The organism is Paenibacillus sp. FSL F4-0097, from assembly GCF_038593125.1.
Taxonomy (GTDB): Bacteria; Bacillota; Bacilli; order Paenibacillales; family Paenibacillaceae; genus Paenibacillus_AQ; species Paenibacillus_AQ odorifer.
In genome coordinates, this window is sequence record NZ_CP151965.1 from 2189520 (window position 1) to 2215510 (window position 25991).

At 40.7% G+C, this 25991-nt stretch carries 23 protein-coding genes, 2 tRNA genes and 1 pseudogene; 17 read left to right on the plus strand and 9 right to left on the minus strand.

What is annotated here, in order from left to right:
• The first annotated feature begins 45 nt into the window (after positions 1-45).
• On the plus strand, positions 46-972 hold the full coding sequence (locus tag MHH86_RS09710) for a restriction endonuclease (RefSeq protein ID WP_342479698.1): 927 nt from the start codon (positions 46-48) through the stop codon (positions 970-972).
• Between the two features lie 102 nt (positions 973-1074).
• On the opposite strand, the gene MHH86_RS09715 is transcribed toward MHH86_RS09710, so the two are convergent.
• Positions 1075-2076, minus strand: a complete 1002-nt coding sequence (locus tag MHH86_RS09715; RefSeq protein WP_342479699.1) for a DGQHR domain-containing protein — start codon at positions 2074-2076, stop codon at positions 1075-1077.
• 132 nt (positions 2077-2208) lie between these two features.
• Between MHH86_RS09715 and MHH86_RS09720 the strand changes: the two genes are divergently transcribed.
• Positions 2209-2556: a helix-turn-helix transcriptional regulator gene (locus tag MHH86_RS09720; protein WP_342479700.1), complete on the plus strand. Its 348-nt coding sequence runs from the start codon at positions 2209-2211 to the stop codon at positions 2554-2556.
• Between the two features lie 170 nt (positions 2557-2726).
• Here MHH86_RS09720 and MHH86_RS09725 read toward each other — a convergent pair whose 3' ends face one another.
• The 6 genes and pseudogenes from MHH86_RS09725 to MHH86_RS09750 all read right to left on the minus strand — a co-directional run.
• Entirely contained in the window at positions 2727-3866 is a 1140-nt protein-coding gene (locus MHH86_RS09725) for a YfbR-like 5'-deoxynucleotidase (RefSeq protein ID WP_342479701.1), read from the minus strand.
• A gap of 7 nt (positions 3867-3873) precedes the next feature.
• Complete coding sequence (locus MHH86_RS09730; protein ID WP_342479702.1) at positions 3874-4623, minus strand: hypothetical protein; 750 nt, start codon at positions 4621-4623, stop codon at positions 3874-3876.
• Positions 4616-6256 carry a hypothetical protein gene (locus MHH86_RS09735; RefSeq protein WP_342479703.1) on the minus strand — a complete coding sequence of 547 codons (1641 nt, stop codon included), beginning with the start codon at positions 6254-6256 and terminating at the stop codon, positions 4616-4618. Before MHH86_RS09735 ends, MHH86_RS09730 begins: the two co-directional genes overlap by 8 nt.
• Positions 6257-6263: 7 nt before the next feature.
• Positions 6264-8561 carry a hypothetical protein gene (locus MHH86_RS09740; RefSeq protein WP_342479704.1) on the minus strand — a complete coding sequence of 766 codons (2298 nt, stop codon included), beginning with the start codon at positions 8559-8561 and terminating at the stop codon, positions 6264-6266.
• 34 nt (positions 8562-8595) lie between these two features.
• A complete protein-coding gene (locus MHH86_RS09745; protein WP_342479705.1) occupies positions 8596-9822 on the minus strand; it encodes a hypothetical protein in 1227 nt (408 codons plus the stop codon).
• Between the two features lie 220 nt (positions 9823-10042).
• Positions 10043-10252, minus strand: a pseudogene (locus tag MHH86_RS09750) (YfbR-like 5'-deoxynucleotidase); the annotation flags it as partial.
• Between the two features lie 102 nt (positions 10253-10354).
• Between MHH86_RS09750 and MHH86_RS09755 the strand changes: the two are divergent.
• From MHH86_RS09755 to MHH86_RS09805, 11 genes are all read left to right on the plus strand, one after another.
• On the plus strand, positions 10355-11914 hold the full coding sequence (locus tag MHH86_RS09755) for a fumarate hydratase (RefSeq protein WP_076100116.1): 1560 nt from the start codon (positions 10355-10357) through the stop codon (positions 11912-11914).
• Between the two features lie 161 nt (positions 11915-12075).
• Positions 12076-12462, plus strand: coding sequence for a VOC family protein (locus tag MHH86_RS09760; RefSeq protein ID WP_076100110.1), 387 nt, complete (start codon positions 12076-12078; stop codon positions 12460-12462).
• A gap of 178 nt (positions 12463-12640) precedes the next feature.
• Positions 12641-14437, plus strand: coding sequence for an ATP-binding protein (locus MHH86_RS09765; RefSeq protein ID WP_036678948.1), 1797 nt, complete (start codon positions 12641-12643; stop codon positions 14435-14437).
• A 109-nt stretch (positions 14438-14546) separates the two neighbouring features.
• A complete protein-coding gene (locus MHH86_RS09770; protein WP_036678951.1) occupies positions 14547-15275 on the plus strand; it encodes a response regulator transcription factor in 729 nt (242 codons plus the stop codon).
• 198 nt (positions 15276-15473) lie between these two features.
• Positions 15474-16229, plus strand: coding sequence for a phosphate ABC transporter ATP-binding protein PstB (gene pstB, locus MHH86_RS09775; protein WP_036678954.1), 756 nt, complete (start codon positions 15474-15476; stop codon positions 16227-16229).
• A 73-nt stretch (positions 16230-16302) separates the two neighbouring features.
• Positions 16303-16962 carry a phosphate signaling complex protein PhoU gene (phoU, locus tag MHH86_RS09780; RefSeq protein WP_036678957.1) on the plus strand — a complete coding sequence of 220 codons (660 nt, stop codon included), beginning with the start codon at positions 16303-16305 and terminating at the stop codon, positions 16960-16962.
• A gap of 189 nt (positions 16963-17151) precedes the next feature.
• Entirely contained in the window at positions 17152-19821 is a 2670-nt protein-coding gene (polA, locus tag MHH86_RS09785) for a DNA polymerase I (RefSeq protein WP_076316796.1), read from the plus strand.
• Positions 19822-19873: 52 nt separating this feature from the next.
• Complete coding sequence (gene mutM / locus MHH86_RS09790; protein ID WP_076124923.1) at positions 19874-20710, plus strand: DNA-formamidopyrimidine glycosylase; 837 nt, start codon at positions 19874-19876, stop codon at positions 20708-20710.
• A gap of 131 nt (positions 20711-20841) precedes the next feature.
• Complete coding sequence (locus MHH86_RS09795) at positions 20842-21588, plus strand: manganese efflux pump (protein ID WP_076104071.1); 747 nt, start codon at positions 20842-20844, stop codon at positions 21586-21588.
• Between the two features lie 9 nt (positions 21589-21597).
• The gene (gene coaE / locus MHH86_RS09800; RefSeq protein ID WP_076104070.1) at positions 21598-22194 is read left to right on the plus strand and encodes a dephospho-CoA kinase; all 597 of its coding nucleotides are present in this window, start codon (positions 21598-21600) and stop codon (positions 22192-22194) included.
• A complete protein-coding gene (locus MHH86_RS09805; RefSeq protein WP_036678971.1) occupies positions 22191-22754 on the plus strand; it encodes a lytic transglycosylase domain-containing protein in 564 nt (187 codons plus the stop codon). The genes coaE and MHH86_RS09805 overlap by 4 nt, the downstream gene beginning before the upstream one ends.
• A gap of 84 nt (positions 22755-22838) precedes the next feature.
• On the opposite strand, the gene MHH86_RS09810 is transcribed toward MHH86_RS09805, so the two are convergent.
• Positions 22839-23057: an alpha/beta-type small acid-soluble spore protein gene (locus MHH86_RS09810; protein WP_036678974.1), complete on the minus strand. Its 219-nt coding sequence runs from the start codon at positions 23055-23057 to the stop codon at positions 22839-22841.
• 164 nt (positions 23058-23221) lie between these two features.
• Between MHH86_RS09810 and nrdR the strand changes: the two genes are divergently transcribed.
• From nrdR to MHH86_RS09825, 3 genes are all read left to right on the plus strand, one after another.
• Positions 23222-23698 (plus strand): transcriptional regulator NrdR, encoded by a 477-nt coding sequence (gene nrdR, locus MHH86_RS09815; protein ID WP_036678976.1) that lies wholly within the window; start codon positions 23222-23224, stop codon positions 23696-23698.
• Positions 23699-23949: 251 nt separating this feature from the next.
• Positions 23950-24025 (plus strand) — tRNA-Ala (locus tag MHH86_RS09820).
• A gap of 10 nt (positions 24026-24035) precedes the next feature.
• Positions 24036-24108, plus strand: a tRNA-Lys gene (locus MHH86_RS09825).
• Between the two features lie 101 nt (positions 24109-24209).
• On the opposite strand, the gene MHH86_RS09830 is transcribed toward MHH86_RS09825, so the two are convergent.
• Positions 24210-24344 (minus strand): hypothetical protein, encoded by a 135-nt coding sequence (locus tag MHH86_RS09830; RefSeq protein WP_256720279.1) that lies wholly within the window; start codon positions 24342-24344, stop codon positions 24210-24212.
• A 361-nt stretch (positions 24345-24705) separates the two neighbouring features.
• Here MHH86_RS09830 and ltrA point away from each other — a divergent pair, with 361 nt between their 5' ends.
• Positions 24706-25968 (plus strand): group II intron reverse transcriptase/maturase, encoded by a 1263-nt coding sequence (gene ltrA / locus MHH86_RS09835; RefSeq protein WP_076317345.1) that lies wholly within the window; start codon positions 24706-24708, stop codon positions 25966-25968.
• The last annotated feature ends 23 nt before the right edge of the window (positions 25969-25991 follow it).

Consider the following 25991-nt stretch of genomic DNA (forward strand, 5'->3'; position numbering starts at 1 on the left):
AATTAGTTGGAATTATTCATTTGAAAATTGAATGGAGCAATTATCATGTTGAATTTCAAAGAACTTGCTAAAGATGGAACAGATTTAGAACGCTTGACACGAGAGATATTTAGTAGAGAAGGTTTCGAGGTACATTGGACTGGAAAGGGGCCTGACGGTGGCCGAGATCTGATTGTTATTGAAAAAGTGCAAGGTCCCTTAAGTAAATTCAGACGAAAATGGTTAGTTCAATGTAAACATAATGCTCATTCTGGAAAGAGTATCGGAAAAGATGAAGCTAATTCATTGATTACAGATTGTGAAAGAATTAAAGCGCAGGGCTACTTAATGGTATGTACAACTTCGTTATCATCTGGATTAATACAAGCATATGAAGAACTAAAAGAACAAAGAAATATGTTTATAGACTATTGGGACGAGGTTAGGTTAGAGGACAGGTTGTTAAAACCTACGAATTTTCAACTTATCAATCAATTTTTTCCAATTAGTTCAAAGAGTGTTGGTTGGAAAATTTATAACACAAACTCTCCTTCATTCTGGGCTTCACATTATAAGGATTCATTCATTTATTTGTCAGCAAGATTAAATATGCATTTTCCTGCCTTATCAATTGTGAACAAAATACATAAGTATTCTGAAGATATAGGAGAACGATTTGGAATCATTACAATGTTACGTGCTGTATATTTCGATGATAAAAATACAAATTATTTAGCTTATCTGGATTTCTTAGTTGATGAGAGAAAAAACAAAAAAACAAATCCATTTGAACAAGATGAAATTGATGATTTATATCCTCAGTTAGAACGCCATTTACCTTTTATGGTAGAAGTAGAGCATGGGGGTCTCTCATTGGAATGGGATATAAGAGGGTACTTTGTAAACAAAAATCATGATGCTTATGATCCTAATGGTAAGGAGTTTTATACTCGCTTCATAAATGATTTCGAGAAAGGACACCGTAGAAAATAATATTCGAGTTTTTACCTTTGAAATCTAAAATGATCCAAACGTAAATTCGGATCATTTTAGATTACTCCAGAGTAAATGTGGAAAATTCACTCACCAGTTTGGTTAATTAGAGTCTGGAATCAATATCGAACGTAAGTCTACCGTAAGTGATTTTGAGCCGCTGGTTCCTTTAATATATCTTAATGGACCGTTTGATGACCAATCAACAACAGATAGCCGCTGAATTCGTTTTATGATGGTTTTAAGGTCAACTTGCTTACGAGTCTCGTAAGCATATTTGACTAATAGACTATTGCCTGCCATCGATAAAGCGTCCAAGCAAACGATGTGTGTTAATCTGTATTCTTTGTAATTATTCCACTCCTCGAAGAGGCTTTCCCGTATACCATTGTAATAAGTAATCGCTATATTGAATTTATCTTCTTTAGAGAATGAAGTGATTTTAGGATCTGAAAACAGAAGATGAAGAGTACGGTATAAGTTTTGAAGTGTTATATGTCTTCCCTTCGTTCGTTTACCAATTATACTACCAATTTGGTGAAATGGACTTTCTTTACGAAGCATTAACTCTGTGGCAATCCAACTGAGATCATCAGAATTTCTGTGTAGGTACTTGTTCAAAGAAGATCCTATTCCTTTAGCCTTTGTATTAATAATATCAAATAATTTTATCTCCTCATTTTCATCCAGATAGTGAAATGCTAAAAATGGTACTGTGATGTCAGTATTAGTTTCATTATGGTATTTTTTTAGTCCTTCAATTCGGTGTTGCCCATCCATTAAAGATGCTTTTCCCTTGCACAATAACCGCCCATAATTTGGTCGTTGTTGATCATAAGGGGTGAATTCCCAATTTGATGCCGCATTTAATAAAATAGGGGTAAAGAGTGCTTCATCTCCGAGTGATAAATATTGGGCAAAATCGTTACAGCGTTTTATATTTACTGGTCTTTGGTAGCCTTTTCCACTTGGTAAATCATAAGGTTTTACATACATAAGTTGTTTTCCGGTATGAACAGAAACAGAACTTTGATATATTACTTTCCCACGTAATTTCCCAACAAGAACATTTTCAATGACTATTTGATTTACTAATTTATCCATGAACTCTTTCCTCCTGTTGCTGTTGTAAGTCAATAATAGATGTTATAGCGTCTATTTTCAAACGGGAATATATGTTATAAGTATGTTTAAGTTTTTTGGAAACTTGCCTACTCTTTAAGAGAGGTGAGAATTATGTCAAAGTTGTTGACTATAGTCGGTAAACGCATTCGTATTTTTCGTAAAAATAGAGGTTTGACACAGGTACAGCTTGGAGAATTGGTGGGAATTCCTCAATCTTATATAGGCAATATCGAAAGAGGGGAACGGAACGTTTCAATTGAAACGTTAGAACGAATTGTAATTGCGTTAGAAATTAGTCCTGAAGAACTCTTCATTCCAATAAAAAGTAATCAAAACTTATTAAAGGACAAGCTGATCGACAATGTTCAACTTAAACTTCAGGATAGAGACAGTGATGAAGTTGAGATCATTCATAATTTAATTTTAGATGTAATAAAAGCATTTGATCGTAGGAAATAAGCTAATATATGTGCAACTCGTAGTGAAGTGAGTGGATACTTTGTGGGCTATAATTTTCTATGTGAGAACAAGAGAACGAATAGAAGAATTAAGACTTTTTGTTTTTGCATTATAAGAACGTATAAGCTGCCGCGGCAACTTATACGTTCTTTTCATTCATTCTCAAAAATTCAACGGATAAAATTAGAATAGGTTATATCGTGAAGAATATAAGCGAGGAAAAAAATAACACATGGATTTTCATATTGGTGTTGAATGCTTGTGAGTTGCTGGTAATATCGCTCACTGTAATGTGGATTATTTCGCATCTCTAAGTTGCTTTTAATTAAAGCATCAATTTTGTCGGCAATATCAACTAAATGCCCTTCGTAAGTATCATCTTTTGCATTAACCATAAAATCAATAATCTCGTCATGAAAGATAGGAGGGAGTTTCATGAGCATTGATCTTGCGACTTCTTTCTCATATTCCTCAAAAGCGTTTCGAACCACATTTGAGGATTTTTTGATTGGAGAAGCCACATCCCCAGTTATACCCTCAACAATATCATGCATTAATGATTTTCCTAATAATCGATATATATCTATTTCTTTTTTCTCAAAACGTTCTGACTCAAGAATACCATTAAACAATGACAGTGCCGCAACACGAAAAGAGTGAGTTGCATCATTATCTGGGATCAGATTAAAATTGCCACTCCAGCGCTCTATAATATCCAAATTCAGGATATGAGAAAACAGTTCAAATACTCCTTCTTTTTTGTCGAATTCACGTATTAGCCAAGTTATTGACTGACAATCAGAATTCAATAATTGTTCATGAAAATATTCATACTGATTATTGAAATATAGATTAGAATCAGAGGTGAACTCACGCAAACAAAACAGCATTGCATCAAAGCTATCAATAGCCATGATTGTTTGACCTATATAAGTTTCATCCTCAGCATTGACGATGTAATCAAAGAAGACAGATTGCAATGATTTTGATAAGTACGAAACAATATTTTCACTTACTTCTCGTTCCAAACGACGAATATGATCTGCAACAAGTGCATCCTTTTTGGTAACGTGTTTTATAGAGCCAGTTACAGTTTCATTCAAATCATGTAATAATGCTCTGGCAACTAATTTTTGCTTATCTATAGGATTATTGAACAGTTTTTCTTCAATAATCCCAATAAAAATAGCAATCGTGGCACATCTAAAACTATGACTTGCCGCATTATCCTTAAATCTTGGTGCATATTCATTCCACCGTGAGACATATTGCATTTGTAAAATTACACTTGTGAATTTTCCGTTTTTCATTTTACACCTACCTATCTTTTTTTTCGAAGAGGCCAGGGGCTAAATTTCTAAGGATATCCATATTTTCGGTAGTTCTATCCGTAACATTCATTTCATTGTTTTCTGAATTTGAAGTGTTTGGGAAATGTCTTTCAAGATTCCTTAATGATAGATCTTCTCTATTCTTTTTGAAATCAAGTAAATTATCCTTTAGTCCAAGTTCTTTCCGCAAATGAGGAAATGTACTTGCTACTATTAATTGTTCATAGAGAGTCTTGTAGTGTTCTGCTTGTTTTATATATAAATCTGTCTTTTTACTAAGTAGTTCGAAATCCTCTTTGTATTTTTTTAGAGATTGTATTTCTTTTGTTAACCGTGCTAATTCAGTGTCTTTTTTTTGGAATTGCAGTTCGAATTCAGTTAATTCATTGTATATAAGATTAATATCTCCATCGTATACATCGAAAAAAGCAGAGAAATTAGGGTAATAAACATCATCTGTTGCCTTGATTTCTCGTTGGATAGGAATAGGATTGTTTAGGTGTTCAATGAAATCAGGGACTTTACGACTCCAAGTGTTTCGTCCAATCCCTGTAAGTTTCTCAAGTTTTAATTTGGTAAGTTTAGCTCCATTGAGCTCTTTTTTTACTTTCAATGCAATCTTCTTTAATTCTTCAACGGAATATACTTCGGATCTACCACGTTTTGCAGGTGAAGGAACGTCCCCAGTATTCTTTGTACGTTTGATTTTTTGCTCTTTTTTTTTGTTCTCATTCATACGAGTCAGCCTCTATTCTTATCGAATCAACTAATACCTTTGCTTCCATTAGTTGAGAAAGTGATCGGGATTTATTTTTCAGCGATTCATCAACACGTATCGTATTGATTTTGTTAATTTTACTGCCAATTTTAAAAATATTTTCGATTTCTTTTGTAATCCAATCTCCCAATTCTTTGGAATACTGAGTAAGTTTTTTTAAACCTTCTTCTTGCTCATTAATTGCGGGCTTAAAAATATATTGCATACAGCTTAAACAATTTTCCGTACAGTTATCTGGGAATTCTGGTGTTAAGTCTTTGCAGTATCCGAATTCTACTTCTCTAAAATATTTTAGCTCATCATATGAATACTGTAACCCTCTGTCATATGCATCTCGGACTTTTCCAAATGGATTACTTGTTATCCGTTGGTTAGTTCGACTTTCAAATTTTTGTTGTGCTAAGTGATAAATATGTGATTCCGCAAAATGTATAGCGTGATTATAGTAATTTTCTTGTGTTATGATGTTATCATGTCCAGCCATACGGGCAATTGATAGAGGGTTATACCCTTGTAAGAACATATTAATAATAGCAAAGTGGCGAGTGTCACCAGGTCTTACTCGACTACATTCTTCTTGTCCATAAAGATCTACGATGACTTCATCGTGAAATCTCTTTAATTGATTCTTAAATGAATGGAGGTCCATTCTTATGTGTGTTGAGGATGATTTCCGTTTTAATGATTTTTGATATAAAGCATATGGCAGTAAATACTCTGAACTATTTGTTTCATCAAGAAGTGTTAATTTGTTTTGAAATTGTTTGATAAATTGATACGTACCTTTATCGATTTGAATTTTTTCATACTCCATGAGTCCCATTTCATCTGAATCAGGATGGTCCTTTAGTGATTCTTTAATTCGTGTTATATAAATCCAGTACTCACCAAAAGAGGCATTGAACTCAATGCAATCGTAAGGCAAGAGAAATAACTCGCTTGGTCTCATAGGGAGAACGGTTGTCAGTCGCCACCAAAGCCACACGGGTAAATACTTCAGAGATTCTTCTTCAGCAAGTTGTGAAAAATAATGATCTATACATTTATCGTAGGACATGACATGATTAAAATCGGGAAGTTCTCTACTTTTATGTATTCCGTATGAATATCTTTCACACTCAGTAGCTATTTCATGTTTGTTAGATAGATTAGTGAAATCGATAAACATTTTTAGTGTTCTTGTAATACGACTTGATTCTGGAGTTGATAAAGTTATACAAAGTAGATGATATTCATTCAGATTACGAAGTCCTTTAGTTATAATTATGATACGTTTTAAGTAATGAATTTCCAGATTTATTGTTGAAGGCGCAACTCGATTGTTTATCCTGACAACTGTAAATGCTCTCAATAAATCATTGAACTTGGAATATATTTTTAAATCAAATATTAATGAAAAAGGAACATTATAAACTTCACTTTTATATTTCCACGCAATATCTTCGAAAGAATTGGCTTCAATCCTGCCTGTGTCTCGAAGTTGATTAAAGGTAGTCAAGATTTCAACTCTTCTTTGTTCATTAAGAATGATATCTTCGACTAAATCAATTTTTGATACACCTGCTCTTAAGATTCGTTTTCTAACACGCATGGAGTTCTCAACCCATTTCTTTTATTGTAGCGGATTGCAATTTTAATAAAGGCATTACTTCTTCGATGATGGTTTGAAACTCGTGTTTAGGTAAAAAGGAATTAACATACTCTTCATCAAAAGACTGAAATGCTTCATGGAAAAGTAAAATAATATACAGTAAGAATCTTGAATCCCTTTGCAGTAACGCATCATATTTTGATTCTTTAAGAGATTTACAAAGACGTTTTAATTCGATTGTGGATTCAATTAATACGCTGGAATGGGGTAAGAAATACTTGCAATCGAAGCAATGTTTTTTTAAGGGATATTCGCAATCAGGGTATATTAAGCATTGACCTCCTGCTGTTCGAGAAGGCATTTTTCCAGACATGAACCTTTTTAAAAGTAAAATAAAATCTTCAGTATTTCGTCGAGTCAAACCCAAGATGACAGATTGCTCTTGGTTAACTTTTTCATTAATAAATGATCCCCACGCTTCGACCTCATATGGTTTAATATCAGCTCTCAATAGCTCAATCATTTCGGTTTTATTGGGGCTTGTAATATTCGGAGCAAGTGGATTAATAGCCATTTTTATAATGTAGTTGTAAAGCCAACCAAAATGTCCTCGTCTAAACACATTCAGAGAGACTTTGTTTATGGATCCATCTTTATTTGTGTTATTAAGATAAATTTCTGTTGATGATACAGACTTATGAGATCGGGATATCTTTGCAAGTTCCAATGCAACATCTGCATCTGGCCCATTTTCTTCAATAATGGAATAAAAAAGGTATGTAAGTGTGCTTCGATTCATTTTCCGTGTCTGAAAACCCATTAATTGTTCGTTATCTTTGAACATTAATTGCTTTGTACTAACCGATATGCGGTGGCTAATTAAAGTTCCCAACAATAATTCTTGTTTTTGGTTTCTTCTGTGCAACTCACTAATAACGGCTGCAGTCGCAAATGGAACTACCATATCAGGAATTACGAAGAAGTTTAACAGTGCCTTTGTTTTACTTGATATTGCATTTTCAACATTCTTACTTACTTGTTGAACAACTGTTGAAGCTTGTTTTATGGAAATTTGATTTTCATTAAACCAATTTAGTGAGTCTATACCAATCTCTTCAATGTTAATAGTCGGTATATTGTTCACAATATCTGGTGCTCTCCATACATCTGTTAAATGCATGATAATAAATAACCAAGCATTTGAGGCTTTTTGCGAAGAAATAGAGAGTTGAACAAGAGGGTTTAGGTTCTTTACATAGTTTACGTACTGGAAATACAGTTCGGGTGAATAGATCGAATTATCATCAGAATTTGATCTCTTTTTTTCATCTCTGACTAATACAATCTTTTTTGAGCGTTTTATGTTGAGCAAGCTGTCACAGTATCTAATGAATTCTAAGATTGTTTCTTTTTTATAACTGGGAATATCCTTCCGAAGCATTAACATTTCAATCTCTGAATGAGACAACGTAGAAGGGTCATAAATAAATTTGGAAACATATCGTTTGTAAGTATTTATATATGCAGTAACATTTTCACTTTTTTTTCTCATTGAAGCCGTACTGCTCTTTAGTTTTAATAAACAAAAATCAACATAGAATTTTTTTATTTGTATGGAACAATCATGATTATATTTTAAAATTTGTTCTTGCATTTTAAGAATCAATTTCTCGATTGTGATAGGGAGGTTATCAATTTCTTTTTTTGATTCGAATACCTCGATATCTTTGAGATGAACAAACTGAGTCCCCAAAAAAACGATTGGTTGAGGTAATTTGTTGTTTTCAAAGTATTTGTATACTGACTTGTAACTGCTCAAATTCCATCGAACCGAAAGTTCTCGTATGCTCAATGTCCCTTTAGGTCTAAATCCCATTTGATTTGATGGTTCATTACTCATTGATAATAGCCTGTAAGTTTCATATTGTTCTGTGAATTGTTCAAATTCAGAATTAGGTATTATATAAGATTTACCTTGCCTGATTTGATTAACGAAAAGCTTATCTCTTATCATTCGTTTAAATGTTTCATTAGGATCTGAAAACTCATTTTCTGTTAGCCAGTCTTTTATTTCAGAACTGTGCATGTATTCACCATTTAATTTGGGTTTCTTTTTTGATAAGCTATGTGTTTCATAGGATTCGATCTCTTCCAAGTTAATATATAAAATACCTTTGTGCATAATATTCCTATCAAATTTCCTTACAATTGAATAGACTATATTACTACTCAAATTCCAACGATTTTGCAGTTCTGCTGTCTTAATCATTCCTTGAAGTGAAGCATGAGAGTTTGACCCTGTCACTTTATCACCTTCTATGTTTATCTTCTTAAAAAACTTATTGATGATCTCTTTGTTGAATAAGCATAGGAAGAAAATTATTGTTCATATTTTGTAGTTTATCTTCAATTTTTTTCTTCATTCTTTCAGTTCCGCTCATATAAGAAAGGGAAGAAGTTAATTGCTTATCACCACGAGGCTGAGCTATGTCATAAGGATTCTCTGCTTCCTCAGCCAGTAAGTTAGTAAACGTGCCTCTTCCAATATGAGTAGACCATTTAGCTGTATACAAGTGATTCCCAAGTATGACTTCATCTCTATTAGAACTTTCTCTTAATCGGTTAATAAAATCTGTTTTAGCCTTTTCAAAGTATTGTCTGTAGCTACCTAACGACATTGCCTTACCATCTCGATTTACAAATAAAGCATTAGTGCCATCTTTTGGTTTATACAAACTGTAATGATTTTCTTTAAACAGGATTAACCAATTGTGAATAGAGATTATTCGTTGTTGTCGGGGGCGTTTAACACCAGCGTCACCAGTTCGAATATCAGTTCGTAGATTCCTTTTATTTAAAGAGATGAGTATTTCTCCCGTCGATTTTACCTTAACATCTGATCTTTTGATGTTAACGACCTCTCCAACACGTAGTCCACCAAATAGTTGGAAATATACCCCAAGTAAAATCGGATTCGCAACGGCGATGACCGATTCCAAAAACATTCCTATGTATTGATAGGGTAGTATGTGTTCAATCTTTTTTGCTTTTATTGAAGGATATATTGGTGAGAAAGGGGATTTGTAATATGTATGATAAGGTCCTGATTGCTTTTCGAATACATTCCCTTTTACTTGCTTTAGAATATCAAGCTTATAAAGATAAAGGTATAACTGAGTAAGTGTTTGTTCTGCATCTTTAACAGTTCCATATGCTCTTGATTTGGCTGTCAAATGATTCAAGAACTCGTTTCCATGTGAAAGTGTAAGGTCTTCTAAAGAAGACAATTTCAATTCATGTTGACGTTCTAATATGAAGTTTAAGAATGCAACGGTGGTCATCGAGTGCTTTCTCATTGTGTTAAATTGTCTGTTATACCATCGAAGAATAAATTCAGAGAGGGGGTGAACTACCTTACAATCCGTTCTTAAATCTTTAAGACAGAGCACCATTAACTGTTTTTTTTCTGGATGTTCTTTATTTCTAAGTTTTATCCAATCAATCCAAACTGGCTCAGCAACAAAACGAATATAACTACTCTGATCTATCGCAACAATATTATCCACTTAGACCCCACCTACCTTAAACATGTATTTTTCATGTGCAATCTCCAAGTCGATTTATTTTGAAGATACTGGACAAAAATAATAATACCAGTTTTTTTCTATTATGTGCAATTATCTTTCAGAGATAATAGCCCATAAAGTGCTGGTATTACAGGGTTTTGACTATAGTCTAAATTCTATTTATGTACACTATATTTAATGTGCAATTTTATGTAGATAAGCTGGCATCATGGAAAAGAGCTATGGTTGCTGCTCGTTCCGCGTTTAATGAACGCCCGAAATGTACATTACCAATGGAACAGAGCATATGTGTGAGCAATGCAACATGAAAAGAATGCTCAGCGACGTTCTCCGGTGCGGTGCTGCGCATCAAGCTCCAGCGCTGAATATACTGAAGACGATATAGATAGGCAGAAAAATGGTAGCTCAATTTTAAAGTAACCCCTTTCATGCGGTGCTAGGTATGATATTATTATACTAATTGTATCAAACTTTAGATAACCTGGAACTGCCGAGAGGAGCTTGAATGAAGATGCAGCATTTTGAAGACAGTATTTATAACCTTATCGTAGAAACTTCCACGAATTTGCCGGGAGATGTACGCCGGGCAGTTGCAAAAGGTCGTGCGCTGGAAGACAGGGCTACCCGGTCCGGTCTTGCTTTAACCACGATTGCGCAAAATATCGGAATGGCTGAGCAGCAAGTGTCTCCGATCTGTCAGGATACGGGAATGCCTACATTTATCATTCACACCCCTGTGGGAATCAATCAGATTGAGATGAAAAAAGATATTCATAATGCCATTGTACGAGCGACCAAGAATGGTAAACTTCGTCCCAATTCTGTAGATTCATTAACAGGTGAGAATAGCGGAGATAACTTGGGTGCAGGCACACCAGTCATTCATTTCGAACAATGGGAAGAGGATAAAATAGACGTTAGACTTATTCTGAAGGGTGGAGGCTGCGAGAATAAAAATATTCAATACAGTCTCCCGGCAGAATTAGAAGGACTCGGCAAAGCGGGTCGGGATCTGGACGGAATCCGTAAATGTATTTTACACGCGGTATATCAGGCGCAGGGACAAGGCTGTAGTGCCGGTTTTATTGGCGTGGGTATCGGCGGTGACCGTACGACTGGCTACGAGCTGGCTAAGAAGCAGTTGTTCCGCAAAGTGGAGGATGTTAATCCGATAGAAGACCTTAGCAAGCTGGAAGACTATATTATGGAGAATGCTAACAAGCTTGGAATTGGCACGATGGGTTTTGGTGGTGAGGTATCGCTGCTGGGCTGTAAGGTTGGCGTTATGAATCGTCTGCCAGCTAGCTTTTTCGTATCCGTTGCTTATAACTGTTGGGCCTTCCGCCGCCAAGGGGTGCTGGTTGATCCATCAACTGGCAATATAGAGGATTGGTTATATGAGAGCGGCACAGGGATATCTGTAGATGATGAAGGAGCACATGAATCTGAAGCGGTAATTGCTGAGGGAGCTAACAGCCCAGCCTCTGAGTCGCGGGAAGTACGTCTTACAACGCCGGTAAGTGAAGAGGATATCCGTAGTCTGCGTGTTGGAGACGTGGTTATTTTATCCGGTGAAATGCATACAGGCCGTGATGCTCTGCACAAATATTTAATGGATCATGAGTCTCCGGTAGATCTGGAAGGGGCTGTGATTTATCATTGCGGTCCTGTGATGATGAAAGATGAGGAAGGCTGGCATGTAAAAGCTGCGGGCCCAACTACGAGCATTCGTGAAGAGCCTTATCAAGGCGATATCATCAAAAAATTTGGAATCCGTGCAGTCATCGGAAAAGGTGGTATGGGTCCAAAAACGTTAAAAGCCTTACAGGAGCACGGCGGGGTATACCTCAATGCGATTGGTGGAGCCGCCCAGTATTATGCAGAGTGCATCAAGAAGGTCAACGCTGTTGATTTTATGGAATTTGGTATTCCTGAGGCGATGTGGCATCTCGATGTGGAGGGTTTTGCAGCGATTGTGACGATGGATGCTCACGGCAACAGTCTGCATGCGGATGTGGAAAAAGATTCTGCAGCTAAATTGACTCAATTCAAGGAGCCAGTGTTTAAATAAATGGGGTTACAACCGGTGGATAAGTCATGAGGAGGGCAGATTATTCTCTGAATGGCTTTTCCATGGGTTTTAATCAAATTATAAGGATTTATATGTCCAGACTATAAATTATCCTTAAGGAACGCCGAAGGCGTTTTTGCCTGTCTAAAGGAGGACAACGAATGGCACCACATTATATTAGAAATGGGTTTCTTAACGTTACGCCGTATTTTATTGCGGAAGATGCAGAGCAATTGATAGATTTTGTTGTGCACTGCTTTGATGCCAAAATTATTGATATGCTGCGAAACGATGAGGGTAGGATTAGGCATGCCGAGGTCAGAATCGGTGATTCCATCATTGAGGTTTCCGAAGCGAATGAAAAGTATTTACCGGTACAGCTTGCCATTCATCTTTATGTAAGAAATGTTGATGAGACCTACCGCAAGTGCCTGAATGCCGGGGCCTCTATTATTGAAGAACCACTGGATAAGTCCTATGGAGAAAGAGGAGCAGGGGTTAGAGACCGTCAGGGTAATCAGTGGTTTCTTGCCACCCGTACAGAATAAACTCATGTGTTTTTACAAAAGTAATACAAAGTAACAGTCCAGAGTTAATCAACTCGGGCTGTTATTTTTATATAATCTACTCTGGGGGGCTTATGTCACGGTCATAGTCGTACTGGTATTTTGGAGAAAATGAAGTTAGGATAAAAGATACAATGATAAAGGGAGAGGCACATTTCAGATGAAACCGTTTCGCGCTCGTCTTACGTTTATACTTATGGCCTTAATCGGTATTTCCATGATTGGTACTGGATTTACGATGGCTCATCTGTTTAAGAGCTCCCATATAACTGCTCTGGAAGAGAATATGTCCCGGGAAATAAGCTTGCTCTCAGGCACACTGGAATTTGTAGATATGAATTCTTCAAATGCGATCCCGTATTACACTGAACAGGCGGAGCATATTTCTAAACTTTTAGATTCTCGGATAACGTTTATTACAAAGTCGGGTAAAGTAATTGGCGATTCTGAGAAAAACCCCTTGGAAATGGACAACCACTCCAATCGTGAAGAAGAGATAGGGGCTGCGAAAGAGGGAACTGGACGGGCAATCCGTTACAGCGAAACTCTAAAGCATGAGATGTTATATGTGGCTGGAAAGGTAACTTCAGATCAGGGGTTTGACGGCTATATTCGGGTCTCAATGGGACTTGATGCTGTTACTCAAGGTCTTAAGCATGCTTGGATGATCATGGCTGCAGGTCTTATTATCTTGTTCTTGTCAGCAACGATTGTGAGCTATAAAGTAGCTTCAAGCATGACTTCCCCGTTGGAGCAAATCACAAGAGTCGCCCGGCGGATTACCGATCTGGATTATGATGCCAGAGTTCATTTGAAGCGTAAAGATGAAGTTGGACAGCTGGCTACAGCGATTAATGCGATGGCAGACAGTCTTCAAGACCAGCTCAAGACGATTCGTGATAATGAGGATCTGCTGCAAAGCGTGCTGGATAATATGACTGGCGGCATCATAATGATCAATGCGGAAGAAGAGATTGCGCTGCTCAATCGGGCTTCAGAGCGAATGCTTGATGTCAGCAACAGTGAAATGGCGGGTCATTCGTACAAAGAGTTAAAACGGCATTATGAGCTAACCCGTCTGCTTGAAGAAGGGGTATTAAGCCGGGAGCCGATTCATGAAGAGCGAAGTATTTATAACCCAAGAGAGCGAATTGTACGGATGGACGCGGTTCCGATGATCCAGGATGGTACGTACAGAGGTATGCTTTTCCTATTGCAAGAGGTTACGGAAATTCGCCGTTTGGAGCGGATGCGCAGTGAATTTGTCGCTAACGTATCGCATGAACTAAAGACTCCGGTTGCAGCGGTCAAAGGGTTTGCCGAGACCTTACTGGGAGGCGGAGTTAAAGATGAGAAGACGGCGAGATCCTTCCTGCAAATTATATATGATGAGAATGAGCGTTTAAATCGCTTGATTGGAGATATTCTGGAATTATCTAAAATCGAATCTAAACGGGTGCAGCTCGATTGCTCACCGGTTCATATCATTGAATTCTTTGATTCCGTGCTGGGAACCATCAGTAAAGTCGCTGAGAAGAAAAACATTAGTCTTAATGTAGAGGTTCCTGAGGAGCTATTCATTGAGGCGGATGAGGATAAGCTGCGTCAAATCTTTATGAATCTTTTCTCTAATGCGATTAATTACACACATGAAGGCGGAAACGTAAAGGTCTACGTTAAGAGTCTACTGAAACCAGATGGCTCCGAAAATGTTCAATTTACTGTTAGCGATACGGGTATGGGGATTCCTAAAAAAGATCTGCCGCGTATTTTTGAACGTTTTTACCGTGTGGATAAGGCAAGATCCAGAAGCTCCGGTGGAACGGGATTGGGGCTGTCTATTGTGAAGCATTTGGTAGATATGCACCATGGAGTGATTTCAGTTGAAAGTGATCTGGGAATCGGCAGTTCCTTTGTGATTGAATTGCCTTTGCTGCAGGAAGAAAAGACCGATTAGATTTTTGTAAATTCACTTTTTCAATTTTACACTAAGTTAACATTACGGTGATATGATGGTTTTGTTGCTGTTTTGTAAAAATCAAACTATATGGAAGACGGGGGAACCTATGGCTCAACGATTGCTTGTCATTGAAGACGAACCGACACTAGCCCGGCTGCTGTCCTATAACTTAACGCAGGAAGGTTACGAGGTGACGGTAGAGGATCATGGAACGGCAGGATATGATCGTGCGACGAGGGAACCTTTTGACTTGATCGTATTGGATCTGATGCTGCCAGGAATGAATGGCATTGACATCCTTGATAAATTGCGTGGACAAGGTATCCGCACACCTATTATCGTATTGACTGCTAAAAATGCTGAAGAAGATGTGGTTAGAGGGCTGAAATCCGGTGCTGATGATTATATAACCAAACCTTTTGGAGTATCCGAATTGCTTGCAAGAGTGAGCGCTGTATTACGGCGGATTTCCGGCCTTGCTGAGGAGGCTCCACAAGAGACACCTATATCTGCTTCAACGATCATTCTAGGACAACTAGAAATCTATCCTGAGCGGTATGAAGTTTCCTTAGGAGGACATAGCATCAACCTTCGACCTAAAGAGTTCGAGGTATTGTTATATTTGGCCCGTAAACCCGGGGTAGTGCTGACAAGAGATGATCTTATGAACGCTGTTTGGGGCTTTGATTATATTGGTGGACAGCGTACAGTTGATGTGCATGTAAGTTCACTCCGTAAAAAGCTTGAGCTAGATCCAGAATCCGTTCATATCGATTCCATTCGAGGTGTAGGTTATAAATTAGTTGTTAACAAAAAGAGAGCTCCGGTCATTTAGCATGACTGGAGTTTTCTTCTTTATCCCGTTCATAAACAAGATTCAGGTGAGATTACACGCCGAATTGTAGGGAATACTATCACGTGGACTAATTCATCTTCACCAATTTTACATTGCGTTAACATTTCTCTCCAACTGTATTTACATTAAAAGCTTATTATGGAGAACGAAGATGATGAGAAGGAGACGTAAATACTAATGAAATCCATCATTGACATAGAGAAACTTGATCTCTACTATGAGTCATTTCACGCACTGAAGAATGTGAATCTGCAAATTCCGGAGAAACAGGTTACTGCTTTTATCGGACCTTCCGGTTGCGGAAAATCCACTCTGTTGCGCACGCTGAATCGTATGAATGATATGATTCCTGGTACACGTATTGAAGGAACTGTAAACATCGGTGGCAAAAATATTTATAGTGACGAGGTAGAGGTAGAAAGCCTGCGTAAACAGGTCGGCATGGTATTCCAACAGCCAAATCCTTTTCCAAAGTCGATTTACGACAATGTAGCTTACGGTCCTCGCCTGCATGGCATTCGTTCAAAGAGCGAACTGGATGAGATTGTAGAGCAAAGTCTGCGTCATTCCGCGCTGTGGGAGGAAGTTAAAGATTTTCTGAAAAAATCTGCCCTTAGCTTGTCCGGCGGACAGCAGCAACGGCTGTGTATTGCCCGAGCTTTGGCAGTTCAGCCGGATATCCTGCTCATGGATGAAGCAACGTCTGCACTGGATCCTGTGTCTACGCTCAAGATAGAGGAGCTTGTACAGGAATTAAGAAGTAAGTATACAATCGTTATGGTTACTCATAACATGCATCAGGCGGCACGTGTATCTGGTCGAACCGTGTTTTTCTTGAATGGTGTAATTGTAGAGGCGGCGGATACAGAGGTGTTGTTCTCGACTCCTAAGGATTCCCGCACCGAAGATTATATTTCTGGACGTTTCGGCTGATACGGGCTACAAGGGCGCTCGTCCTTGGAAATGGCAAGCTGACCATACATTAATGAGGAGGATCGCTCTTACTATGATTCGCAGAAAAGAATTTGATAAAGATTTGGAAGAGCTGCGCAGTCTGCTGCAGCAGATGGGTGAACATGTAATAGATGCTCTTGGTGGAGCAATTGTTGCTTTACAGAATCTTGATACTGTACGCGCTCAGGAAATCATTAAAGCAGATTTGCAGCTGAATGCCATGGAAGATAAAATCATGGAAATTGGCTCACGGCTAATTATTACGCAGCAGCCTGTAGCAAAAGATTTGCGCCGCATTATCGTTGCTTTCAAAATATCTAGCGATTTGGAACGTATGGGTGACTTGGCTATTGATGTTGCGAAAGCAACTATGCGCATCCATGGACAGCAGCTGATCAAGCCGCTTGTAGACATTCCGCGTATGGCGGAAATTGTGACGACCATGATTGATGAGGCTATCCAGTCTTATCTGGATGAGAACACTGATCTGGCTTATAGAATGGCACAAGATGATGATCAGGTCGATCAATTATATGGTTCGATGATCAATGAGCTATATAGTTATATGGTGGCAAAACCGGATTCTGTGTCCCAAGCTATGTTATTAACGCTGGTAGGCCGTTATATTGAACGGATTGCCGATCATGCGACTAACATTGGTGAGAGTGTTGTTTATCTGGTCACAGGCAGCCGTCCGGACTTGAATCAGTAATTTGTACTCACACATCTTTTGTTATATCTTTAGTTAAACTAAGTAGCCGCCCTTTTAAAAGGGCGGCTACTTGTTGTATATCCTTAACATATCAGCTTATCCCACTGTTTAGGTTGGTAAAGCCGTTTCTACTTGTACAGGGCATATGGTAAGATGTAAGGAGTAAGCATGAAAAAGGCGAGGTGCACTATGGACAAGTTGATACTTATAGATGGAAACAATATTATTTACCGTGCTTTTTTTGCGATGCCCCCGCTGACGAATACAGCAGGGCAACAGACAAATGCGGTGTACGGATTTACAACGATGCTGCTTCGTTTAATCGAAGAACATAAACCGACACATATGATTGTCGCTTTCGATGCAGGGAAAGTTACTTTTCGGCATGAAGGTTATCAAGATTATAAGGGCGGCCGGCAAAAAACACCGCCGGAACTCTCCGAGCAGTTCCCTTTGTTGAAGGAATTGCTGACTAATTTAGGTGTACCGCAGTTTGAAATTGGCAATTATGAGGCTGATGATATTATTGGCACCATTTCACGCCAGGCGGATGAAGCGGGACGGCAGGTTATGATCGTGTCGGGAGACAAGGATATGTTGCAGCTGGCCTCTGAACATACGACCGTTGCTTTAATCCGCAAAGGGGTCACCGAAGTTGAGCTTTATGGGCCGGAACAAATCCGGGAGAAATATGACCTAACCCCTGAGCAGATCATTGATCTTAAAGGGCTGATGGGCGATGCAAGTGATAACATCCCGGGAGTACCCGGCGTAGGTGAGAAGACAGCTTTGAAGCTGCTGCATCAATTTGGATCAGTGGAAGGTGTCTTAGCTGGAACCGGTGAGCTAAAGGGTAAAATGAAAGAGAAACTGGAAACCCATGCGGAAGATGCGGTGATGAGCAAAAAATTAGCGACCATCTATCGTGAAGTACCGCTTGAGCATTCGTGGGAAGACATGGTCTTTAATGGAATTTCAGCGGATACAGCCGGACCAGCGCTTGCCAAGCTGGAATTTAAATCATTGTTGGAACGTTTGTCGCTTAGTGCTTATGCTCCTGTTACCGAGGGTGAGGAGAGTGCAGCTGAAGTAGAAGCTGCGGCACTTGATATTACGATCGTAAGTGAAGAAGAACTTAAGGAGCTCAGTGAAGCCCTGACTGGTATTTCGGCGCTGCATGTGGAATCGTATGGAGATAATCCGCATCGTGCCGAGGTAATCGGAATAGGATTGTCCTCTCTGGAGCGGCATTACTATGTGCCGTTTGAATTACTGCATAAACCGGCCGCTGCGAAGCTGCGTGATTGGCTAGGAGATGAAAAGGCTCCGAAAAGTGGATATGATCTTCACCGCGCTGATTTGGCTCTACACTGGCAGGGAATTGCTTTTGCAGGTGCAGCCCATGATGTGCAGCTGGCGGCTTATTTGCTTGATCCTACGGAGGCTAATCAGAATCTAAATGATCTCACTGCTAAATACGGCTTGCCGCGGCTCTCTCCTGATGAAGAGGTATTTGGTAAAGGTGCCAAATACAAAATCCCTGAGCTTGAAGTTTTAGGAAATCACGTTGCACGAAAGAGTGCAACGGTTCTTGGAATCGCACAGAAGCAACAGCAGGAGCTGGTGGAGACCGCAATGACAGGGCTATTCGAGGATCTGGAAATGCCTTTGTCACGGATTTTGGCGGATATGGAGAAACAGGGGATTGCAGTCAATGCTGGTGATCTTAAAGAGCTTGGAAAAGAATTCGAGGCGCAAATTTCTAAATTGGTCAGTGAAATATACGAGATTTGTGGCACTGAGTTTAATTTGAACTCACCAAAGCAGCTGGGTGAAATCTTGTTTGTAAAGCTAGGTCTGCCTGTCGTCAAGAAGACGAAGACGGGTTATTCCACGGATGCCGAAGTGCTTGAGAAACTGGCGCCATACCACGATGTGGTGCGTTTGATTCTGCAATATCGCACAATTGCAAAGCTGCAATCTACCTACGTAGAGGGGCTGCTTAAAGAAATTTCCCCGAACACAGGGAAGGTGCATACATTCTATCGGCAGACAATTGCCGCTACAGGACGGCTTAGCAGCCAATTCCCGAACTTGCAAAATATCCCGATTCGTCTAGAGGAAGGACGCAAAATCCGCAAGGTATTCGTTCCGTCCGAACCGGGCTGGTCCATCCTGGCAGCCGACTATTCGCAGATCGAACTGCGTGTGCTGGCACATATTTCCGGCGATGAGCGGATGAAGGAAGCCTTTCTGCATGATATGGATATTCACACGAAGACAGCGATGGATGTGTTCGGTGTGACCGCAGAACAGGTGGACAGTAATATGCGCCGTGCCGCAAAAGCCGTTAACTTTGGGATCGTCTACGGGATCAGTGATTACGGTCTCTCGCAGAATCTGAATATTCCGCGTAAGGAAGCCGCGCAATTTATTGAGCAATATTTTGAGGTTTATCAGGGTGTACGCCGCTATATGGACGATATTGTAGTGGAGGCACGGAAGTATGGTTATGTGACCACATTGCTCGAACGTCGCCGTTATCTGCCGGAGATTAATGCGAAGAACTTTAATCTGCGCTCTTTTGCGGAGCGGACAGCAATGAATACACCTATACAGGGAACAGCAGCGGATATAATCAAGCTGGCGATGGTGCATATGGACAAGGCGTTATTTGATCGTGGGCTTAAGAGCCGTATGCTGCTTCAAGTACACGATGAGCTTGTATTCGAGGTGCCAGAGGATGAAATGGAGCTTATGAAGACGCTTTTGCCGGAAGTAATGGGTGGAGCCCTAAAGTTATCTGTGCCGCTTAAGGCAGAGGTCAGCTTTGGAAGTAACTGGTACGAGGCGAAATAGACTCCCTTTAAGGTGTGCATATCAGCTATAATGTAGTTGAGGTGAAGACATCATGCCGGAATTACCGGAAGTAGAGACAGTCAAGAGAACACTTAATGAGTTAGTTAATGGAAAGCAGATAGAGAATGTAACCGTCCGGCTGGCGCGGATTATTCAGCGTCCGGATGATATTCAGGCTTTTGCCCACCTGCTGGCAGGTCATAGCATTGTAAAAGTTGAACGAAGAGGAAAGTTTTTGCGTATTGTACTGGATGGTCTGGTGCTTGTGTCACATTTACGGATGGAAGGCCGTTACGGACTTTTTTCAAATGATGACCCACTGGACAAGCATACACATGTGATTTTTCATTTTACGGATGGAACTGAGCTGCGTTATACGGATGTTCGCCAGTTCGGGACGATGCATCTTTTTCAGATGGGAGAAGATCTTCAGCTGCCACCTTTAAATAAGCTGGGGCAGGAGCCGCTGGAGCCTTCTTTTACACCGGAGAGGTTTAAGCAGATCGTGTCCGGTAAAAGCACCAAAATTAAATCGCTGCTGCTTAATCAGGAATATATCGTCGGCATCGGCAATATTTATGTAGATGAGTCGTTGCACCGTGCGGGTATCCATCCTGAAGACAGCGCCAAAGCGCTCACGGACAATCAATTGGACAAGCTGCATCATGCTATTGTAAGCACGCTGGCCGAAGCGGTTAACGCCGGAGGTTCATCTGTTAAGTCATATGTTAATGGCCAAGGTGAGAGCGGTACGTATCAGCAGCAGCTATTGATTTACGGTCGTAAAGATCAGCCGTGTAGTAACTGCGGAACGATGATTGAGAAGACGGTTGTAGGCGGTCGTGGCACGCATTATTGTCCAAATTGCCAGCGTCCGACTGTTCACTGAATTTGTTGAAATAATAAGGTTGGCACCCACTACTTGTCCCGCCCATATACTGTGTGAAGAATGCTTAATAGAGAACGGAAGCTGAAACGATAAAATTTCAGTTTTCCGGTTCTTCACAGGAGGGATTGCGGGTGCTCAGCCCATTATTTTCACTGCTATTGCTAGCGTTTGCCTTGAGTTTGGATGGTTTTGGTGTAGGAATTACATATGGGCTGCGTAAAATGAAAATACCACTGCTCTCCGTTCTGATTATCTCGCTCTGTTCGGGGGTAGTTATCTGTGTATCGATGCAGGTTGGGGTTTTGCTTGCTAAGGTAGTGTCTCCGAATGCAGCTTCTATGGTTGGTGCGGTTATACTTGTGCTAATGGGGTGCTGGTCACTTGTTCAGATGCTGATGCAAAAAGAGAAAGATGCAGATGGCGGACGTAAAGCTGAAACGGTAGATGAGGGCTCATTTTCCGGGCAGGCTTGGGCAGAGGTAGCTGCTGATTCTGAAGCGGGTACAGAACCTGTTATGAATGATGAACCGTTGAAATCAGCTGTTTTTTCGCTTGAGCTTCGCCGTTTGGGGATTGTAGTGCAGATCTTGCGTACCCCGTCTTCTGCGGATATGGATGCCTCAGGAAGCATCTCTTCGATGGAAGCGATGATACTTGGGATTGCGCTCTCTCTGGATGCTTTTGGGGCTGGACTTGGCGCAGCGCTGCTTGGCTTCAATCCGATATGGACATCACTTACAATAGCTTTGTTTAGTGGTACATTTCTATTGCTGGGTATGAAGACTGGACTTAGATTTGCCGGGAACTACTGGATGAAGCATGCTGCCGCATTACCAGCGTTATTATTAATTGCAATGGGAATACTGAAGCTATTATGAGGTGAGTACATGATTATAGGCTTAACCGGAGGAATCGCATCCGGAAAAAGCACAGTGTCTGCACTGCTTGTGAACAAGGGAGCGAGGCTGGTTGATGCCGATGTGATCGCCAGAGAAGTTATGCTTCCCGGGCATGAAGTGTTGGCTGCTGCTGCTAAGCAATTTGGAAAAGAGATCCTTTTTCCGGATGGAACACTGAATAGGGCCAAATTAGGTGAAATCGTCTTTCAAGATCCGGTGGCCCTGCAAACCTTGAACAATTTGACGCATCCTGCCATCCGGCAGGAAATCAAAAATCGTATGTACAGCATGGAGCAGGAAGAGCCGAAGCGGCTTATTATTGTGGATATTCCGCTTCTTTTTGAATCAGGGCTTGAGACCCTGTTCCATGAGATTGTAGTAGTCTACGTTCCCCGTGAAGTGCAAATTACTCGATTAATGGAACGTAACAGGCTCTCTTTAGAAGAAGCAGAAGCGCGATTGAATGCACAGATGGATATTGAACAGAAACGTAATAAAGCGGACTACATCATCGACAACAGTGGCGATCTTGCGTACACTGAGCAACAGGTTGCTGTTTTTTGGGACAGGCTGGGTTTATCATGAAATGGTTACGTAAAAAAAGAGTACTGCTTCTGCTATTTGTTGGTTTTACGGCAATATTGTTTCTGAGTACAAACTGGATGTCGTGGTTTTATCCCATCCATTTTAAAGACGAGATTCGTAAGCACAGCATCACTTATGAGATAGACCCGTTTCTTGTAACCGCGATTATTCGTGTAGAAACGAACTTTAAAACTGGACGAGAATCCAAAAAAGGCGCACTAGGGCTGATGCAGCTTATGCCGGATACCGCGAAGTGGGCGCTGGAAAAGGCCAAGCTTCCAAACGTATCTATGGAAGAACTCAAGCATGAGCCTTCGGCTAATATTGAACTGGGTACATGGTATCTTTCAACTTTATCCCGTCAGTTCGAAGGCAAACGTACAGCAATTATCGCAGCTTATAATGCTGGGCCGGGAAAAGTTCAACGCTGGTTGGACGAAGGGATCTGGGATGGGACAGATGCAACCATTAAAGATATTCCCATTGGTGAAACCAGGCATTATGTACAGCGCGTTAATTATTACTATGATCAGTACACGGACATTTACAAAGAATTTTAATTTCTGCCGTGTTATGTATAAAAAGAAGTATTAAACGACTTGTAGGTCGTTTAATACTTCTTCAAAAAGCTTATGTTGGTCAGGTTATTTGTATTGACCTGCCAGTTGTTGTTCTGCCAGGGTTACAAGACGTTTAGTGATGTAACCACCGATCGAACCATTTTCATAAGAAGTTTTATTGCCTTGGTAACCATCTGGGGAAAGCGTGATTCCTAGTTCTTGGGCAACTTCGTATTTAAGTTGTTCCAAGGCACCGCGGGAATTTGGAGCTACAAGGTTATTGGAGTTGTTGCTTTGGCTCATTGCTGTTCACCTCCTCTGTTGGTAACTGTATTATGTGCCGGACTTGCCATTATCATTACAAGAAAAAAACGGTGATTTCTGGAAATAATAAAAAAGCCGTTCAAAAGCCGGATTTATAACATTCCGGGACCAATACCATTATGTAATAGGAAGTGATGAAGCTTATGAAATGCCCTTACTGCGATCACACAAATACTAAAGTGCTGGACTCGCGACCAGCGAATGAAAATAAGTCAATCCGTCGTAGGCGTGAATGTGAGCGTTGCAGCAAACGGTTCACTACTTTTGAAATGATTGAAGAGACGCCACTGATTGTAATTAAAAAAGACGGCAGCCGTGAGGAATTCAGTCGTGATAAAATACTCCGCGGTCTCATCCGTGCTTGTGAGAAACGGCCGGTTTCTGTGGAACGTCTAGAAAAGATCGTGTCCGAGGTTGAGAAATCTTTGCGCGGCATCGCCGTTGCGGAAGTGGAAAGCCAACAGATTGGTGAATTCGTGATGGAGCAGCTCTACCCAGTAGATGAAGTGGCTTACGTTCGTTTTGCGTCCGTATATCGCCAGTTCAAGGATATTAATATGTTCATGAAGGAACTCAAGGGGCTGCTGTCCAAGAGTACGGGAGAATTAGAGGGATTATAGGGTTTTGACCAGTTAGGGCGTTACAACCAATCCTAGGGTCTGTTAAGAGTGCTGGTACTGGTTTGTTTCCTCTGAGTTTTGAGCGGAGAATTTGAGTGGAAAAATGAATTTTAAAAAAAGTGTTGACATAGAGGGCGATTTTTTATATTATATAGAAGTCGCCTACGACGCTTGAGTTTATCGGAACAACTCAATTACGACCAAACTAAAATTAAAAAATGTGTGATTACATACATCTGAAATTTCAGTTTGGGGCCATAGCTCAGCTGGGAGAGCGCATCGCTGGCAGCGATGAGGTCAGGGGTTCGATCCCCCTTGGCTCCACCAAACATCATATGGACTCTTAGCTCAGTTGGTAGAGCAGTAGACTCTTAATCTATTTGTCCAGGGTTCGAGCCCCTGAGAGTCCATCCTAAAGAAACGGCAGAAATGCCGTTTTTTTGTTGTGTGCGCCCAGCATGGGCGCTATCTATAGGGTTGAAGTCCCGAATGGCGAAGGCAGTAGTAGCCATTAGCTTAAGGCAAGGGTGTCCACCGCGAGGTGGAATCTGAAGGAAGCCAGCGGCAAATCTCCGGTCTGAGGAATACGAACTTCATACAAGGCTAACGTAGGCTGGATGAGGTTGCACAACAAACCAAAGTCCATACTGCCAAAGGCGTACGAGAGTAAATGAAGCAGATAGATGGAGGGGAAGATAGCGTTCTTACCTGGGGAGATCTGTGTGATAGGCGAGTATACTTCGTAACCCTACTTGTGAGAGTAGGCTGAGTGCACAGAAGTCAGCAGACGCCATAGTACGCAAGCTGTTGCAACAGCTGCGGAAGGGCTGAACATGGAATAGGATTTATACATCCAGGCGTTCAAGATGAGCGATGAATGCAGAAAAAAATCCGAAAGGACCTGACTGAAGAAGGAAACGGTGAATCCCGTGGGGGACTTCAGCAGGGCGGAGTTCATCTTTGGCACAAATGGAAGGTATAAATCACGTAAAGAGAGGTTAAAAAAAATGTTGGAGCAACTGCTATCACGGGAAAATCTTCTGCAAGCCTTAAAGCGTGTTGAAGCGAATAAAGGAAGTCATGGCGTAGATGGGATGTCCGTAAAATCCTTACGAGAACACATCGTACAAAACTGGCAGACCTTGCGGCATGCCATAGAAGAAGGAACCTATGAACCGAGCCCCGTGCGCCGAGTCGAAATCCCGAAACCCGGTGGCGGAGGTGTTAGGTTACTAGGAATACCTACCGTGACAGATCGAATGATCCAACAAGCAATCGCGCAGGTGTTAACTCCATTGTTTGATCCAGAGTTTTCCGACCATAGCTATGGATTCCGTCCGAAAAGACGAGGGCATGATGCGGTGAGGAAAGCTCGAACCTTTATGAAAGAAGGCTATCGATTCGTAGTCGACCTAGACTTGGAGAAATTCTTTGATCGCGTCAACCATGACCGACTGATGATGAAGATTTCGGAGAAAGTGGAGGACAAGAAAGTTCTCCTGCTTATCCGCAAATATCTTCAGTCAGGTGTGATGGAGAACGGGTTAGTAACCCCGACAACGGAAGGTGCCCCGCAAGGCGGTCCACTGAGTCCGTTATTATCTAACATTGTCTTGGATGAGCTCGACAAAGAACTCGAGAAACGTGGGCACCGCTTCGTTCGTTATGCGGATGATTGCAATATTTACGTGAAAACGCTAAGAGCAGGAGAGAGAGTCAAGACAACTGTCACCCGATTCATCGAGACGAGGCTAAAGCTGAAGGTGAACCAAGTAAAGAGCGCGGTAGACCGTCCCTGGAAACGAAAGTTTCTAGGATTTAGTTTTAGTGTGGACAAAGAACCAAAGGTGAGAATTGCGAAGCAATCCTTACAGAGAGTCAAGGTTCGAATACAGGAGATATCCTCTCGAAAGAGATCGATGAAGATGGAAGAGCGAATCAAGGAACTAAACCACTACCTCATGGGATGGTGCGGTTATTTCTCGCTGGCGGATACCCCAAGTACCTTTCGAGATATGGATAAATGGATACGAAGAAGGCTACGAATGTGCCTCTGGAAGCAGTGGAAGACCCCTAGAACCAAAGTCAAAAGACTTATATCCTTAGGGGTACCTAAGGATAAAGCCTATGAGTGGGGAAATACCCGAAAAGGGTATTGGCGAATTGCAGGGAGTCCAATTCTACAACATGTATTGAATAACCAATATTGGGAAGCCAATGGATTAAAGAGTGTATTGGACAGATACAACTCCTTACGGAATATTTCATGAACCGCCGTATATCGAACGGTACG